At 64.6% G+C, this 15,105-nt stretch carries 16 protein-coding genes; 12 read left to right on the top strand and 4 right to left on the bottom strand.

The window, feature by feature from the left end:
- The first annotated feature begins 152 nt into the window (after nt 1–152).
- The 10 genes from glnA to ACE3RX_RS09600 all read left to right on the top strand — a co-directional run bounded on the left by glnA (nt 153) and on the right by ACE3RX_RS09600 (nt 8,929).
- Nucleotides 153–1,562, top strand: a complete 1,410-nt coding sequence (gene glnA, locus ACE3RX_RS09645) for a type I glutamate--ammonia ligase (RefSeq protein WP_374482764.1) — start codon at nt 153–155, stop codon at nt 1,560–1,562.
- A 156-nt stretch (nt 1,563–1,718) separates the two neighbouring features.
- The gene (locus ACE3RX_RS09640; protein ID WP_374482762.1) at nt 1,719–2,183 is read left to right on the top strand and encodes a DUF4124 domain-containing protein; all 465 of its coding nucleotides are present in this window, start codon (nt 1,719–1,721) and stop codon (nt 2,181–2,183) included.
- Nucleotides 2,184–2,264: 81 nt separating this feature from the next.
- On the top strand, nt 2,265–3,338 hold the full coding sequence (gene glnL, locus ACE3RX_RS09635; RefSeq protein ID WP_374482818.1) for a nitrogen regulation protein NR(II): 1,074 nt from the start codon (nt 2,265–2,267) through the stop codon (nt 3,336–3,338).
- An 84-nt stretch (nt 3,339–3,422) separates the two neighbouring features.
- A complete protein-coding gene (ntrC, locus tag ACE3RX_RS09630; protein WP_374482760.1) occupies nt 3,423–4,829 on the top strand; it encodes a nitrogen regulation protein NR(I) in 1,407 nt (468 codons plus the stop codon).
- A gap of 163 nt (nt 4,830–4,992) precedes the next feature.
- The gene (locus ACE3RX_RS09625; protein ID WP_374482758.1) at nt 4,993–5,796 is read left to right on the top strand and encodes a biotin--[acetyl-CoA-carboxylase] ligase; all 804 of its coding nucleotides are present in this window, start codon (nt 4,993–4,995) and stop codon (nt 5,794–5,796) included.
- Entirely contained in the window at nt 5,796–6,515 is a 720-nt protein-coding gene (locus tag ACE3RX_RS09620) for a type III pantothenate kinase (RefSeq protein WP_374482756.1), read from the top strand. The genes ACE3RX_RS09625 and ACE3RX_RS09620 overlap by 1 nt, the downstream gene beginning before the upstream one ends.
- 70 nt (nt 6,516–6,585) lie before the next feature.
- Nucleotides 6,586–7,293 (top strand): SPOR domain-containing protein, encoded by a 708-nt coding sequence (locus tag ACE3RX_RS09615; protein ID WP_374482754.1) that lies wholly within the window; start codon nt 6,586–6,588, stop codon nt 7,291–7,293.
- Nucleotides 7,290–7,913: a dephospho-CoA kinase gene (gene coaE / locus ACE3RX_RS09610; RefSeq protein WP_374482752.1), complete on the top strand. Its 624-nt coding sequence runs from the start codon at nt 7,290–7,292 to the stop codon at nt 7,911–7,913. The genes ACE3RX_RS09615 and coaE overlap by 4 nt, the downstream gene beginning before the upstream one ends.
- Before the next feature lie 54 nt (nt 7,914–7,967).
- Entirely contained in the window at nt 7,968–8,723 is a 756-nt protein-coding gene (gene zapD / locus ACE3RX_RS09605) for a cell division protein ZapD (protein ID WP_374482750.1), read from the top strand.
- Complete coding sequence (locus tag ACE3RX_RS09600; protein ID WP_374482748.1) at nt 8,723–8,929, top strand: DNA gyrase inhibitor YacG; 207 nt, start codon at nt 8,723–8,725, stop codon at nt 8,927–8,929. Before zapD ends, ACE3RX_RS09600 begins: the two co-directional genes overlap by 1 nt.
- On the opposite strand, the gene ACE3RX_RS09595 is transcribed toward ACE3RX_RS09600, so the two are convergent.
- Both ACE3RX_RS09595 and ACE3RX_RS09590 read right to left on the bottom strand, forming a co-directional pair.
- Nucleotides 8,930–9,868: a Nudix family hydrolase gene (locus ACE3RX_RS09595; RefSeq protein WP_374482746.1), complete on the bottom strand. Its 939-nt coding sequence runs from the start codon at nt 9,866–9,868 to the stop codon at nt 8,930–8,932.
- Nucleotides 9,865–10,728 (bottom strand): ATP-binding protein, encoded by an 864-nt coding sequence (locus ACE3RX_RS09590; RefSeq protein ID WP_374482744.1) that lies wholly within the window; start codon nt 10,726–10,728, stop codon nt 9,865–9,867. The genes ACE3RX_RS09595 and ACE3RX_RS09590 overlap by 4 nt, the downstream gene beginning before the upstream one ends.
- Nucleotides 10,729–11,139: 411 nt before the next feature.
- On the opposite strand from ACE3RX_RS09590, the gene ACE3RX_RS09585 reads away from it, so the two are divergent.
- Together ACE3RX_RS09585 and ACE3RX_RS09580 are read left to right on the top strand one after the other, a co-directional pair.
- The gene (locus ACE3RX_RS09585) at nt 11,140–12,156 is read left to right on the top strand and encodes a murein transglycosylase A (RefSeq protein ID WP_374482816.1); all 1,017 of its coding nucleotides are present in this window, start codon (nt 11,140–11,142) and stop codon (nt 12,154–12,156) included.
- 135 nt (nt 12,157–12,291) lie between these two features.
- On the top strand, nt 12,292–13,140 hold the full coding sequence (locus ACE3RX_RS09580; RefSeq protein WP_374482742.1) for an EAL domain-containing protein: 849 nt from the start codon (nt 12,292–12,294) through the stop codon (nt 13,138–13,140).
- A 25-nt stretch (nt 13,141–13,165) separates the two neighbouring features.
- On the opposite strand, the gene ACE3RX_RS09575 is transcribed toward ACE3RX_RS09580, so the two are convergent.
- Nucleotides 13,166–13,894, bottom strand: coding sequence for a DsbC family protein (locus ACE3RX_RS09575; RefSeq protein ID WP_374482740.1), 729 nt, complete (start codon nt 13,892–13,894; stop codon nt 13,166–13,168).
- 40 nt (nt 13,895–13,934) lie between these two features.
- A complete protein-coding gene (locus ACE3RX_RS09570; protein ID WP_374482738.1) occupies nt 13,935–15,098 on the bottom strand; it encodes a UbiH/UbiF family hydroxylase in 1,164 nt (387 codons plus the stop codon).
- Nucleotides 15,099–15,105: the final 7 nt, after the last annotated feature.

The following is a 15,105-nucleotide window of genomic DNA, read 5'->3' as shown; positions in this document are numbered from 1 at the left end:
TAAGAGCCCTGCGCATTAGCCTTGTGGCACAATGAAGTGTTTTCATTCGCGTACTGGCACGCTTGCTGCTTGTTGGTTTCGCCGACTGAATTGTCGTAATAATTGACCTTTATCCACTGCGCAGCAGCTTCAACCCGTTAGGAGTGAGTTATATGACCCCGCAAGACGTCATGAAGATCGTCCAGGAGAACGAAGTCAAGTTTGTTGACTTCCGCTTCACCGACACCAAGGGCAAGGAACAGCACGTCGGCGTGCCCATCAGTGCTTTCGATGAAGACAAGTTCGAAAGCGGTCATGCCTTTGACGGTTCCTCCATCGCGGGCTGGAAGGGTATCCAGGCCTCCGACATGCTGCTGATGCCGGATCCCAACACCGCCTACATTGACCCGTTCTTCGACGAGACCACCCTGGTCCTGACCTGTGACGTGATCGATCCGGCCGACGGCAAGGGCTACGACCGCGATCCGCGCTCCATCGCCAATCGCGCCGAGGCTTACCTGAAGTCCTCCGGTATTGGTGATACCGCCTTCTTCGGCCCCGAACCCGAATTCTTCATCTTCGACTCCGTCGAGTGGAAGGTCGGCATGTCCGGCGCCTACCACAAGATCTTCTCCGAAGAAGGCGCCTGGTCGTCCGACGAGAAGTTCGAAGGTGGCAACACCGGCTACCGTCCCGCTGTGAAGGGTGGCTACTTCCCGGTTCCCCCGGTTGATTCCTTCAACGACATGCGTGCCGCCATGTGTCTGGCTCTTGAGGCCTGCGGCGTGCCGGTTGAAGTGCATCACCACGAAGTGGCGACCGCTGGTCAGAACGAAATCGGCACCAAGTTCAACACCCTGGTGCGTCGTGCCGACCAGACCCAGATCACCAAGTACATCGTCCAGAACGTCGCTCACCAGTACGGCAAGACCGCGACTTTCATGCCGAAGCCCATCGTTGGTGACAACGGTTCCGGCATGCACGTGCACCAGTCCATCTGGAAGGACGGCAAGAACCTGTTCGCTGGCAACGGCTACGCCGGTCTGTCCGAGACCGCCCTGTACTACATCGGCGGCATCATCAAGCACGCCCGTGCCCTGAACGCGATCACCAACCCGCTGACCAACTCCTACAAGCGTCTGGTTCCGCATTACGAAGCTCCGGTCAAGCTGGCTTACTCCGCCAAGAACCGTTCCGCTTCCATCCGGATCCCGTTCGTCAACAGCGAAAAGGCTCGTCGTATCGAGACCCGTTTCCCGGATCCGGGCGCGAACCCCTACCTGTGCTTCGCCGCGCTGATGATGGCCGGCCTCGACGGCATCCAGAACAAGATCCACCCGGGTGATCCCGCCGACAAGAACCTGTACGACCTGCCGCCGGAAGAAGATGCGCTCATCCCGACCGTCTGCTCCAGCCTCGAACAGGCCCTGGAAGCACTGGACAAGGATCGCGAGTTCCTGACCCGCGGTGGTGTGTTCAGCAATGACTTCATCGACTCCTTCATCGCCCTCAAGAGCGAAGAAGTGAACCGTCTGCGCGTCGAAGTGCACCCGGTCGAGTTCGAGATGTACTACGCCATCTGATCCTTCCGGATCAGGCCGGTCAGCGTGCTGACCGGTCGCTGCGTTGAAGAAGGACGGGATTGCTCCCGTCCTTTTTCGTTTCCGGGTCAGGAGTTTGTATTTGTCCTGTCCGGCCCCTAAACTAGCTCCCGCTTCCGGTTTTCACCTGTGCCAATGATGAGCCCTCGAACAACCCTGGTATTGGCTGCACTGCTGTGTTCGCCGCTGGTGCATGCCGACATCTACAAGTGCGTCGATGAAGCGGGGCATGTGACCTATACCAACAGCAAGACCTCCTCGAAAGGGTGCAGCGTGCTTGCCCGTGACCAGGCCGTGTCGTCGGTGCCCGGGGCTGCGCGTCCGGCGGCTGCTGCTGCGTCGTCCGGCGGGGCTGCTGGCGGCTCGGCGGGTTTTCCGCGGGTGGATGCGGGAACGCAGAAAGCGCGGGACACGGATCGTCGCCGCATCCTGGAGGATGAGCTGAATTCGGAACAAGGTGCGCTCGAGGCGGCCAGCCGGCAACTCGCCGAACAGGACGCCACGCGCCGTGCCAGCGAGCGTCTGCAGCCCCTGCGGGACAGGATTCAGCTGCATGAGCGTAATGTCGAGGCGCTGAAGCGGGAAATCTCCAATTTGCGCTGAGCGCTCGATGAGGTGATGGCGGGCCTTGGGCGGCATGCCGGCCCCGCTGAACCTGGTCTGCTTCTTGCATTGGGCCTGCGTATGCAAAACGATCAGCTCGACATCACGCCACCCGCCTTCGCCGGTCTGGAACTGCTGTCTTCGGCAGTCGTCCTGATCGATGACGAATTCGTGGTGCGCTACCTTAATCCTGGGGCGGAAAACCTGTTTGCCGTCAGTAGCCGGAAGATCGTTGGTTTCTCCCTGCGACGCCTGCTCGGTGAGCCTGCAGGACTCGACAACGCCTTGAACAACGTCCTGCGCGACAACTGGAGCTACACGGGACACAACCTGACCGTGAGTCGCCCCGGAATGGTGGCCTTGCACCTGGATTGCACGGTTACGCCCGTCGAGGCTGCCGGTGCGCGCCTCCTTCTGGAGTTTCGCCCGATGGATGCGCACCTGAAAGTGGCACGGGAAGAGCAGCTAGCGCACCAGCAGCAGGCGAACCGGGAGTTGATCCGCAATCTTGCGCACGAGATCAAAAACCCCCTTGGCGGCATTCGAGGTTCGGCCCAATTGCTGGAGCGGGAGCTGGACGATCCCCAGTTGCGGGAATATACCCAGGTCATCATTGCGGAAGCGGATCGCCTGCAGGACCTGATGAATCGGCTGCTTACCTCCCACCGGATGATGCAGCCTTCGCAGCTGAATCCCCATGACGTGCTGGAGCGGGTGCGGCGTCTGATCCTCGCCGAGTTCCCGTCGGTTGAGGTGCGTCGCGACTATGACACCAGCCTTCCCGGGATCACCGGTGACCGGGAGCAGCTGATCCAGGCCATTCTCAATATTGCCCGTAATGCCGCCCAGGCCATGCAGGGTGAGGGTGAAATCGTGCTGCGTACCCGTGCGGCACGGCAGATCACGATGGCCAAGCGGCGCTTCAAGCTGGCATTGCAGTTGCAAGTCATAGACAACGGCCCCGGCGTGCCGGAAGAGATCCGCGACAAGATCTTCTATCCGCTGGTTTCCGGGCGTGAGAACGGCAGTGGTCTGGGCTTGTCGCTGGCACAGAGTTTCATCGATCAGCATCAGGGCGCAATCGACGTGGACTCCCGTCCGGGGCGGACCTGTTTTACCGTTTTCCTGCCTATCACTCGGGATGCGGATGCTTGAGAGCGTTATAGTGAATGCACCTAAATGGTGCGTGGATAGTCAGGCAGAGCTCTGCCATGTTTCACTCTTGTGCGTGTGAATGATATGAATGCAGCCGTATGGATAGTTGATGATGACCGCTCGATCCGCTGGGTGCTTGAGAAAGCCCTGGCTCGGGAGGAGATTCCGTACAAGAGTTTTGGGACCGCCAGCGAGGTGATGTCGGCGCTTGAGGGAACGTCCCAGCCGCCGCGGGTTTTGTTGTCGGACATCCGCATGCCCGGCGAGTCGGGCCTCGCCTTGCTGAGCAAGGTCAAGGCCCGCTTCCCCCATATGCCGGTCATCATCATGACCGCCTATTCCGACCTGGACAGCGCCGTGGCGGCCTTCCAAGGCGGGGCCTTCGAGTACCTGCCCAAACCCTTCGATGTGGACCAGGCGGTCGAGTTGGTGCGTCGTGCCATCGATGAAAGTGCGCACCAGGCCGGCACCGAAGAGGTGCTTAGCGCGGTTCCGGAAATCCTCGGCCAGGCGCCGGCGATGCAAGAGGTGTTCCGGGCCATCGGGCGGCTGTCCCAGTCCCATGCTACCGTGCTTATCAATGGTGAGTCGGGAACTGGCAAGGAACTGGTGGCGCGGGCATTGCACCGCCATAGTCCGCGCCGGGACGCGCCTTTCATCGCGATCAACACGGCGGCGATTCCGCGGGATCTACTCGAGTCCGAGTTGTTTGGCCACGAGCGCGGGGCCTTCACCGGCGCCCAGACCATGCGCCGCGGGCGTTTCGAGCAGGCGGAGGGCGGCACGCTGTTCCTCGACGAAATCGGTGACATGCCGGCTGAATTGCAGACGCGGCTGCTGCGTGTGCTGTCCGACGGCAATTTCTACCGGGTTGGAGGCCACCAGCCGATCAAGGCGAATGTGCGGGTCATCGCTGCCACCCACCAGAACATGGAGGACCGTGTCCGCCAAGGCCTGTTCCGCGAGGACTTGTTCCACCGCCTGAACGTGATCCGGCTGCGCCTGCCGCCGCTGCGAGAGCGGCGCGAGGACATCCCGCCGCTGGCGAAGCACTTCATCGCGCTGTCCGCGCAAGAGCTGGGCGTCGAAGCCAAGCGCCTGTCCGATGCGACGCTGAAGTATCTTCAGAGTCTGGACTTTCCCGGCAACGTGCGCCAGCTGGAGAACCTGTGCCACTGGTTGACCGTGATGGCGCCGGGCCAGACCGTCGAGGTTGCCGATCTGCCGCCGGAATTGAAGGATCAACCGACCCGCGAGCTGCCGGCCAACTGGGGCGACGCCCTGATGGCGGAGGCGGACCGGGCGCTGGCCCAGAATCCGGGTGAGGTCTTCGATCGTCTGAGTCGGGACTTCGAGCGCATCCTGATCCGCCGGGCTCTCGCTGCAACCGGCGGGCGCCGGATCGAGGCGGCTCAGCTGCTGGGCATTGGCCGCAACACAATCACCCGCAAGATCCAGGAGCTGGGGCTGGAAGAGTCGGACCACGCCTGATTGGGCGTCTGCATTCTGTCCTTAATCTGCGGGTGGCGGCTCGCCCGCAGTTTTCCGAGCGCCAGGGCTGCGTCGGTGTCATGTACCCGGCCCCGGCCCGTTTCTCAGCGCTCTCGCCTTGGCCCATAATGTCCGGCTCGTTTTCAACAGTCGGATTTGATTCGTGGACCATTCTGCTTGCGAGGCCCTCGACGGGGCCGAGGTGGCGGCCGCCCTCGGCGGTGAGGCCGCCGGATTTTCCGTGCAGATCCTGCCGGAGTGCGACTCCACCAACAGCCGTCTGCTGGCCGACCCACCGCCGGATGACGGGCGCGTGCACGTGCTGGCGGCCGATGTGCAAACCGCGGGGCGAGGTCGCCGTGGCCGCGTCTGGCAATCGTGGCCGGGTGCGAGCCTGACCTTCTCGGCCCTATGGCGTTTCGAGCCGGGGGCACCGGTGCCGGCGGGGCTGTCCCTGGTGGCCGGGCTGGCCGTTGCGCGAGCGCTGGAGGAACTGGGGGTGGAGGGCGTCCAGCTCAAGTGGCCCAATGACGTGCTGATCCACGGCCACAAGCTGGCGGGCATCCTGGTCGAACTTCTGCCGGGGCGCGGCAGAACGCCGGCCGCCGTGATCGGGATCGGGATCAACCGGCGCCTGCCGCCGGATGCCTGCGTTGACTACCCGACAGGGGTAACCGATCTCGCTGCCTGTCTCACGCAGCCACCGGGGGCGAGCCAGTTGCTCGGGCTGGTGTTGCTCCAGTTGCACCGCCTTCTCGACATCTATGCTGCCGCCGGCTTTGGCGCGCTACGCGGTGCCTGGCAGCAGCGCAATGCATTCGCCGATCTGCCGGTGCGCATACTTGGGGAGGCCGAGGAGCTGGCCGGGATCTGCCTGGGGGCGGACGAGGACGGAGCCCTGCTGTTGCAAACCGCCGATGGCTTGCGCCGTGTGTTGTCAGGCGATGTTTCCCTGAGGGTCGCTTGATGGATCTGTTGCTCGACGTGGGCAATACCCGCCTCAAGTGGGGGCTCCACGATGGCGCCGGCTGGCGGGGGCAAGGCGCGGTCCTGCTGAGTGCTCTGGACGGTTTTGCGGATGTGCTGGCCGGACTCGGGCAAGTCCATCGCATGCTCGGCGCCAACGTGGCAGGAACCACGGTCGGTGGCCGACTCGGCGCGATGCTCGCTTCACGCCAGCTGATGCCGGTGTGGATCCAGCCTCAGGCGGAGGGGTTTGGTGTGCTTAACCGCTATACCGAGCCGGCGCGTCTCGGCGCGGATCGCTGGGCCGCCCTGGTCGGCGCCCGTGCGCTCCATGGCGGTGCTGCGTTGGTGGTGACTTCGGGAACGGCAACCACGGCGGATGTGCTCGATGCCGTCGGCGTTTTTCAGGGCGGCGTGATCCTGCCGGGACTGGATCTGATGCGCCTGTCCCTGGCCCGTGACACGGCTCAGCTTCCATATTCGGACGGGCGTTTCGTCGCGGCGCCGCGGCGCACGGCGGATGCTATCGTTAGCGGTTGCCTGCAGGCCCAGCTTGGGGCCATTGAGCGCATGTTCCGCCTCGTCGGCAGCGAGCCGAATGCACTCTGCCTCCTCAACGGTGGTGCGGCGGCGACCTTGGCGCCGCATCTTGAGTGCCCGCTGCGCGTGGTGGACAACCTGGTTCTCGAAGGTTTGGCCCGCATGCTGGACGAAGCCTGAAGCGCGGCGCGGCGTTCCGCCCGGGGCGGGTGCCTTTTCCGCGTGCGGCGGATACGTTAGTCTTAAGCCCATGGCCCCATTGCGTGTGTTCGTCATCATCCTGCTGTTTGCCAATCTGCTTGCCCTGTCCCTGTGGAAGGGCTGGCTGGGCGGAGAGCTCCATCACGGTGAGCCGGAGCGGCTGAGCAACCAGCTGAACCCGGACGGGATCCGTCTGGTCGGCGAGGAGCCGCGCGCGCCGGTGCGACGTGCCCCAGTTCCCGCCCAGGCGCCGGCGGTGGAGGGCAAGGTCGAGGAGGCGCCCGCGCAGGAGGCTGTTGCGCCGCAGGCATGCGTGATCTTCAGTGGTCTCAGTGGTGATCAGACCCGGGAGCTGTCGGCACGAATCGCCAAGGCGGGGTCCGGCTTCAAGCTCACCGAGGCGCGCGGCGAGGCGCCTTCGTCCTGGTGGGTGCATATTCCGTCGCAGGGCAGCAAGGATGCCGCCGACAAGAAGGCAGCCGAACTGCGCAAGCTCGGTATTACCGATCTCTTTATCATGCAGGAAGCCGGGCCGACCCAGTTTGCGATTTCCCTGGGCCTCTACAAGAGCGAGCTGGCGGCCAGCCGTCAGCTTGATGCCTTGAAGGAAAAAGGGGTGCGAAGCGCCCAGGTGCTGGCGCGGGGCGGCGGGGTGTCCCGTCTCGAAGTGCGCGGCCCCAGCGACAGCCTGGCCACCGTGGTCAGCGATCTTTCCGAGCGCCTGCGTGGCGTCAATCGTCTCGAGTGCACGCCATGAGCGAACAAGCTTTCGTCGTCGGTTTGACCGGCGGTATCGGTAGCGGCAAGAGCGCGGCAGCTGAGCTTTTTGAGGAGCTGGGGGTCGCTGTCGTAGATACCGACCGGATCGCCCATGCGCTTACTGCGCCGGATGGGGCTGCGATGACTGCGATACGCGAAGCCTTCGGCGCCGGGGTGATCGCCGAGGATGGCTCGTTGAACCGGCCCGCGATGCGGGCGCTGGCCTTCGAGGATCCGGACGCCCGCAAGCGACTTGAGGCGATTCTTCATCCGATGATCCGCGCCGAGAGTGACCGCCAGTGCCATGCTGCGCAAGCGCCCTATGTGCTGCTGGTGGTGCCCCTGCTGATCGAGTCGGGCACCTACCGTGGGCGGGTGCAGCGTCTGTGTGTCGTGGACTGTCCGGAGGAGATCCAGGTCGAGCGCGTTGTCAGCCGCAGCGGCCTCGAGGCCTGCCAGGTGCGGGCCATCATGGCCGTGCAGGTCCGGCGGGCCGATCGTCTGGCGGCGGCGGACGATGTGGTAGACAACAGCGGCGACCTGCCGCAGTTGCGGGAGCAGGTCGCTAGCCTGCATCGCCGCTACCTGGCGCTCGCCGCGCAGCGGGAGGGCGTGTGATATGATTCGCGCCGGTCAGACCGACACCTTCCCACTCGATATTCAGGCGCGCGCGTGATCACTTACGAATATCCGCTCAACGAGAGGATCCGGACGCTCCTGAGGCTGGAAGACCTTTTCGACAAGGCCGCACATTTCCTTGCGTCGGATGGTTCGCTCGAACACCACGTGATGTTATTGACCGTGTTCGAGATTCTCGAAGTTGCCAGCCGGGCCGATCTGAAAGTCGATCTGGTGCAGGAGCTGGAGCGCCAGCGCCAGATCCTGCTGTCCTTCCGCAACAATCCCCAGATATCAGAAGATGCGCTGTCCGGTGCCCTGTATGAGATCGAGCAGGCCTCGGCGTCATTGCTCGCGATGGCAGGAAAGACCGGGCAGTACCTGCGCGAGAACGAATGGCTGATGAACATCCGCAGCCGCGCCGCCATTCCTGGTGGAGCCTGCGAGTTCGACCTGCCGTCCTATCATCACTGGCTGAACCGGGATCCCGAGCAGCGCCGACATGACCTGAGCGCCTGGTTGCATCCGCTGCTGCCGATCCGCGATGGCCAGGCCATCGTGCTGCGCCTGCTCCGTGCCAGCGGCCAGCCGGAAGACCTGACCGCGCTGCGCGGTGCCTTCCAGCAGACCATGGGTGGCCGCACCGTGCAGATGATCCGCATCCGCCTGCAGAGCGGCGCCCACTGCGTACCGGAAACCAGCGCCAACAAGTACGCCCTCAACATCCGCTTCATGAACGCCGAAACCGTCACCCGCCCGGGGCAGGTGGACGTGGACGTGCCGTTCCAGCTGACGTTCTGCAATCTCTGATGGAAAAGCCGCGTGCACCTCGCGAGGTGAAATGCCCGACCTGTGGCGCTCCGGTGGTGTGGGGGCCGCAGAGCCCCCATCGTCCGTTCTGCTCCGAGCGCTGCCGGAAGATCGATCTGGGCGCCTGGGCGTCCGACGCCTACCGGGTGGAAGGGGAAACGCCCCTCGACGACGAGGCGGATCCCCTCTCGCATTTCGGCCGCTGATCAGTCCTTCCAGATCGCTCTGATTGCAGCGATGCCGTGGGCGCCCGCCGCCTTGGCGGTGTTGAGGTCGGCCACATCCAGGCCGCCGACAGCGAACACTGGCAGTGGAAGGTTGCGCACCCGTTCCGCAAAGACGTCCCAGCCCAGGCCTGCCTGGCCCGGGTGGCTGGAAGTGGCTTTCACGGAACCCAGCATCGCGTAGTCGAGGCCCAGCGCGGCGGCGTGTTCGAGCTCCGCCCGGCTGTGGCAGGCCGCACCGACCCATTCGAAGTCCGGCCGCGTTTCCGTGCTGGCCAGCAGATGGCCGGGCAGATGCACCCCATGGGCGTTGCAGCGGTGGGCCAGTTCCAGGTCGCCATTGACCAGCGCGATGGCCCCGGCCGCGCTGCAGCGGGCCACGACTTCCCGGGCAAAGCCTTCCCGCTCGCTCTCGGCCAGGCCGGCTTCACGGATCTGGACCAAGCGCAGTCCGCCGGCGAGGGCCTTGTCGATGCGCGTCAACTGGGCGGCTACGCCGACTTCCGCGGCCTGCGTGATGCCCATCGTGCGCGGCAGACGCAGGGCCTTCAGGATTGGGCCGTTGGCCGGCAGCATCGGTTCGACGGTCATCGCGTCGGCCTGTTGCCATGAGAGCGCGGCATGCACGCGGTCGTGAATTTCTCCGTGCCAGGTCGGGACCTCGAAGAAGTGCAGGCTGACATGGGCGTGCTCATAGACGTGTTCGCGGGTCAGCCACGGCCAGGCTTCGTCCACCTGCATGTCGAGTTCTTCGTGCAGTTCGCGAATCAGTGCATCGCGTGGGGTTTCGCCCGGCTCGACCTTGCCACCTGGGAATTCCCAGTAGCCGGCGTAGAAGGTGTCGTCGGCGCGCTGACCGACAAGGAAGCTGCCGTCGGGCCGGGTGATTACCGCGGCTGCCACATGGACGATCTTCTTCATGCTTCGAAGCGCCCCGCGTAGTCACGGGCGAATTGCCAGGCCACGCGCCCGCTGCGCGAACCGCGCAGCAGCGCCCATTGAAGTGCGTCGCCGCGGGCGGCCGGAATGGCCTCGGGGGGTACGCCGAACTCGCCCAGCCAGTGCTTCACGACTGCCAGGTATTCGTCCTGGCTGAAAGGGTAGAAGGAGATCCACAGGCCGAAACGTTCGGACAAGGAGATCTTTTCCTCCACGGCCTCGGCGGGATGGACCTCGCCGTCCTTATGCACAGTGGCGGCATTCTCTGCAAAGTACTCCGGCATCAGGTGGCGGCGGTTGGACGTAGCGTAGATCAGCACGTTGTCCGGCACTGCAGCGAGGGAGCCGTCGAGGATGCTCTTCAGCGCCTTGTAGGCCGGCTCGCCGTCCTCGAAGGAGAGGTCGTCGGTGAACAGGATGAAGCGCTCGGGGCGCCCTTCCAGTAGCTCGACGATGTCCGGCAAGTCCACCAGATCGTCCTTGTCCACCTCGATCACGCGCAGGCCGTCGGCGGCGAATTCGTTGAGTACCGCCTTTACCAGCGAGGATTTGCCGGTGCCGCGGGCGCCGGTGAGCAGCACGTTGTTGGCGCGCTTGCCGGCCAGGAACTGGCGCGTGTTGGCGACGATGCGTTCCTTCTTGTCGTCGATGTCCTGCAGGTCGTCCAGGCGGATCTGGTGCGGATGCGTCACCGCTACCAGCCCGGCGGCATTGCGCCGGCGCCGCCAGCGGAAGGCGATTGCAGCGTTCCAGTCGGGGGGCGTGGGGGCGGCGGGAAGGATGGCTTCGAGACGTTCGAGCACCCGCTCGGCGCGGGCGAGAAACTGGTTCAGGTCAGTCATGGGGAGGGGGATCCGAATCCTTGTGCCGGGGGCTGCGCAGGGCCAGTCCGACGATGGCGAGCAGCACGGCGACAACGCCGAGTTCAAGACCGATCAACCACATGGAGTGTCCTTCTGTGCGCCCGGCCGGCGAACCGGTGGTTATACTGAAATGGTTGTTCTGCAAGCCGTGAGTGTACTCCATCCATGTTCCGCGCTTTTCCCCGTCTGTCCGTAGTTCTGGTTTCATCCCTGCTGGCCGCTTGTGCAAGCGCTCCCAAGCCGGTCAGCGATGCCGGTTGCGCCAAATGCGCCCATACGCCTTCCGTGACGCCTTCAGCTGCGCCTCCCGCTGCGGCCCCGGCCGCCCGTAGTGGTGGTGTCGTGCCACAGGCATTGAGCCGGCCGCTGCTGTCATCGTCCTGGTCCGATCTGCCCGGCTGGAGCAGTGACGCCCTGGACGAGGCCTGGCCCGCCTTCCTGGCGTCCTGCCGGGCGCTGGCACGCCAGCCCGTGTGGCAGGTGCCCTGCGATGCGGCAAGATCCCTGGGCACGACCCCAAGCGCGTCAGCGGTGCGGAGCTTCATGGAGGCCCGTTTTAATCCTTGGCGAGTCGTCAATCCCGACGGCACCCATGAGGGCTTGGTGACGGGTTACTACGAGCCGCTGATCAAGGGCAGCCGGACCCGCTCGAAGGCTTTTCAGTGGCCGGTGCTGGGGGTTCCGGAGGATCTGCTGACCATCGAGCTGGGTGATCTCTTTCCGGAATTGAAGGGGCAGCGGGTGCGCGGCCGCCTGGTTGGCAACAAGGTTGTCCCGTATTTCTCCCGCAGCGACATGGCGCGCCAGCCGGACAAGTTCGCGGGCAAGACGATCCTCTATGCGGAAGATCCCATCGAGCTGTTCTTTCTGCAGGTGCAGGGTTCTGGGCGTGTGCAGCTGCCGGACGGCGGTGTGGTTCGCCTGGCGTATGCCGATACCAATGGCTACGCTTATCAGTCGATAGGGCGCTGGCTGGTGGATCGAGGTGAGCTGAAGATGGAGCAGGCCTCGATGGACGGGATCAAGAACTGGGCGCGGGCCAACCCGGCACGTCTGCAGGAGTTGCTCAACGCCAATCCGAGCTACATCTTCTTCCGGGAGGTGGCCAGTTCTGCCGGCGGGCCGGTCGGGGCCATCGGCCAGCCGCTGACAGAAGGGCGCAGCATGGCGGTGGATCCACGCAGCGTGCCGCTGGGGGCGCCAGTGTTTTTGTCGACGACCTACCCCAACAGTCAGCAGCCCTTGCGCCGCCTGATGCTGGCCCAGGATACCGGCAGCGCGATCAAGGGTGGTGTACGCGGGGACTTCTTCTGGGGCTTTGGCGCCGAAGCGGGCGTGCAGGCCGGGCGGATGCGCCAGAAGGGCGAAATGTGGGTGCTGTGGCCGCGGGACCAGATTCCCCGTTGAGTGCTCGCGGAGGTGGTCGCAGCCGGGAATAAGTTTTGCGTTATTTCATGGTTGGCTGGCATGGGGGGCGTCGGTATCGTCCTCCGGTTTGGAGCCGGCTGCCGGCGCCGCAGGATTCACTCGCGGGAGAACATCGTGCCCCTCACCGAACTCGTCCATTACTTCAACAAGCGTAACCAGCTGGCCTGCCCGTCGGCACCGGAGCAGAGCTTCGTTATCTCAGAGGGGCGGGTGCGGGCGCGCTTCGGCTCGATGCTGCTGGGGACGCTGTTCCAGCCGGTGATGGCACGGGAGGGCGATCGCGTGCTTGGCCACGAGGCCCATCTGGAAGTGCTGGAAGGGGATGCGGTCGGCCTTTCGCCGCAAGCGGTGTTCCTTGACGCCCGTGATGATGCCGAACTGGTACACCTCGACCGGCTGGCGCGTACCCTGCATGCACTGAACTTCCTGCAGGAGCGCAACCAGCACGGTGGCTTCCTGTCCCTGAATGTGCATCCCCAGCATCTGCGGACGATCCGTGAGCACCATGGGCATGTCTTCGAGTCCATCCTGGCCCGTTGCGGCCTGACGCCGGACCGCATCGTGCTGGAGGTGTCGGATGATGGTTTCGAGGCCCTGCCGGGTTTGCTGCGAGCTATCGCCGGCTACCGGGAGCGCGGCTATCGGATCGCCATCGATAATTTCGGGCGCCATACCTCCGACTTGGAGCGCCTCGAAACGCTGGCGCCGGACGTCGTCAAGCTGGATCGCAGCCTGATCGGCCATTCCGGCCACCTGAGCCTGGCAAGGAAGGTCATGACCGATCTGGTCGAGGAGATCCGCCGCCTGGGGGCACAGGTGGCATGCCAGTGCATCGAACATCCACTGCAACTGGATGTGGCTCGGGATGCCGGCGTGGACTGGCTGCAGGGCTATCTGTTCGGCCAGCCGTCGACGGCCTGCCAGCCCATTGTCAGGCCGCGCCGCCGGCGCGCCGCTGCCTGAAACAGGGGCGAGGCCCCGCCTGGTCTCACTTGCCGCTGGCGGCCTGGGTCATGGCCTGTTCAAGCTGGGCCAAGGGCACGGCACCCGGCAGGCGGTTGCCGTCGGCGGTGAAGATGGTTGGCGTGCCACTGACCTTAAGTTTCTGGCCCAGACTCACGTTGCGGTCGATGGCGCTGGTGTCGCAGCTGGCGGCGGCGGTCGGCGGCACCTTGGCGGCGGTCATCCAGTCATTCCAGGCAGCGGCACGGTCCTTGGCGCACCAGATGTTCTTCGACTTCTCGGTGGAGTCCGGGCTCAGGATCGGATACAGGAAGGTGTAAACGGTGGCGTCCTTGAGGCCTTGCATATCCTTGGCAAGGCGCTTGCAGTAGCCGCAGTTGGGGTCCTCGAAAGTGGCGATCACGCGCTTGCCGTTGCCGCGCACCTGCTTGATGGCGTTATCCAGCGGCAGCGTGCCGAAGTCGATCTTCATCAACTGGGCCAGGCGGGCCTGGGTCACATTCTTGCGCGTCTTGGCGTCGATCAGGCTGCCGTCGATGATGAAGCTGACGCCAGCGTCGGTGTACAGCAGCTCACCGGATTTGAGCACCACTTCGTACAGGTTGCCGTAGGGGGTTTTCTTGACGCTGTCGACGGCCGGGGCGTTGAGGAAGCTCTCCAGGCTTTTCTTGACCGAGGCTTCGTCGGCTGCGTGGGCGACACCCGCTGCTAGAAAAAGGGAGGCGAGCAGCGAGCGTACGAAGGGGAATTTCATCCGGGATCTCCAGGAACTACAGGTTCAGGGGCGGCAGGGTTCAGAACCGGCCGGCAATGGCATAGCGCATCAGCGCATTGCGTACGACCGGCAGGCGGTTGGTGAGGTTCAGACCGAAGTTGCGCAGCCCGGACAAAAGCGGGTCGGCAGGCTTGAACAGGCGATTGAGGCCGTGCGTGGTGTACTGGAGTAGCGCGGTCTCCTCGGCGCGGGCGCGGGCATAAGCGCGCAGGATCGATAACTCGCCTGGGTCGCGCCACGCTGGCAGCGTGGCCAGTTGTTCGGCCAGCACGCGGGCGTCTTGATAACCGAGGTTGATGCCATGTCCGGACAGGGGGTGGATCGCGTGGGCGGCGTCGCCGATGAGCGCCAGGCGAGGCCGCACGACGGTTTCGACGCGCATCAGGCGCAGTGCGAAAGCAGCTGCGGGCGTGATCAGTTCGAGGGCGCCGAGGCGGTATCCGCCAGCTTCGGCGACACGGGCGCACAATTCCGCGGGCGACAGGCTGACCAGTTCGTCGGCGAGGGCATCCGGCGCGGACCACACCATCGACATCTGCTGCTCAGGCAGGGGCAGGTAGGCGAGGATGCCGTCCTTGCGGAACCACTGAAAGGCCGTGTTTTGGTGGGGTTTTTCGCAGCGGAAGTTGGCGACCACGCCTTTTTCGCCGTAGGGCGTATTGCGTGCGTCGATGCCGGCAGCCTCGCGGACCCAGGAGTCCCGGCCGTCGGCGGCGACGATCAGGCGCGTCTCCAGGCGTCGCCCATCGGCCAGCGTCAATCGTGCGGCATCGTCGTCCATCGCCAGGGCCGATGGCTCCGCCGGACACAGCAGGGTGACATTGTGCTGGCGTTTGACGGTTTCCCACAGTTCCTGCTGCATCAGGCTGGATTCGACGATCCAGGCCAGTTCTCGCAGGCCGCAGTCATAGGCGGAGAGGTCCAGGCGTCCGCCGGCGTCGCCATGGACTTCCATGTCATAGACCGCTGCAATGCGGCTGGTGTCCAGGTGCGGCCAGATGCCGATGCCGGTCAGGAAGTCCACATTGCTGGGGCTGATCGCGTAGATGCGCGGATCCCAGCCGGAAGGCCGGTAGGGCGGGCGGGCTTCGACAATCCCGATCTTCAGGCTGCTACCGCGCAATGCGGCAGCAAAGGCGGCGCCGGCGAGTCCGGCGCCTACGACGAGTACATCGAATTTCATGCAAGGT

This window comes from Zoogloea sp. (genome assembly GCF_041914405.1).
GTDB lineage: Bacteria > Pseudomonadota > Gammaproteobacteria > Burkholderiales > Rhodocyclaceae > Zoogloea.
Note: the sequence above shows the minus strand (reverse complement) of the source record. Positions and strands in the feature narration are given on the sequence as shown.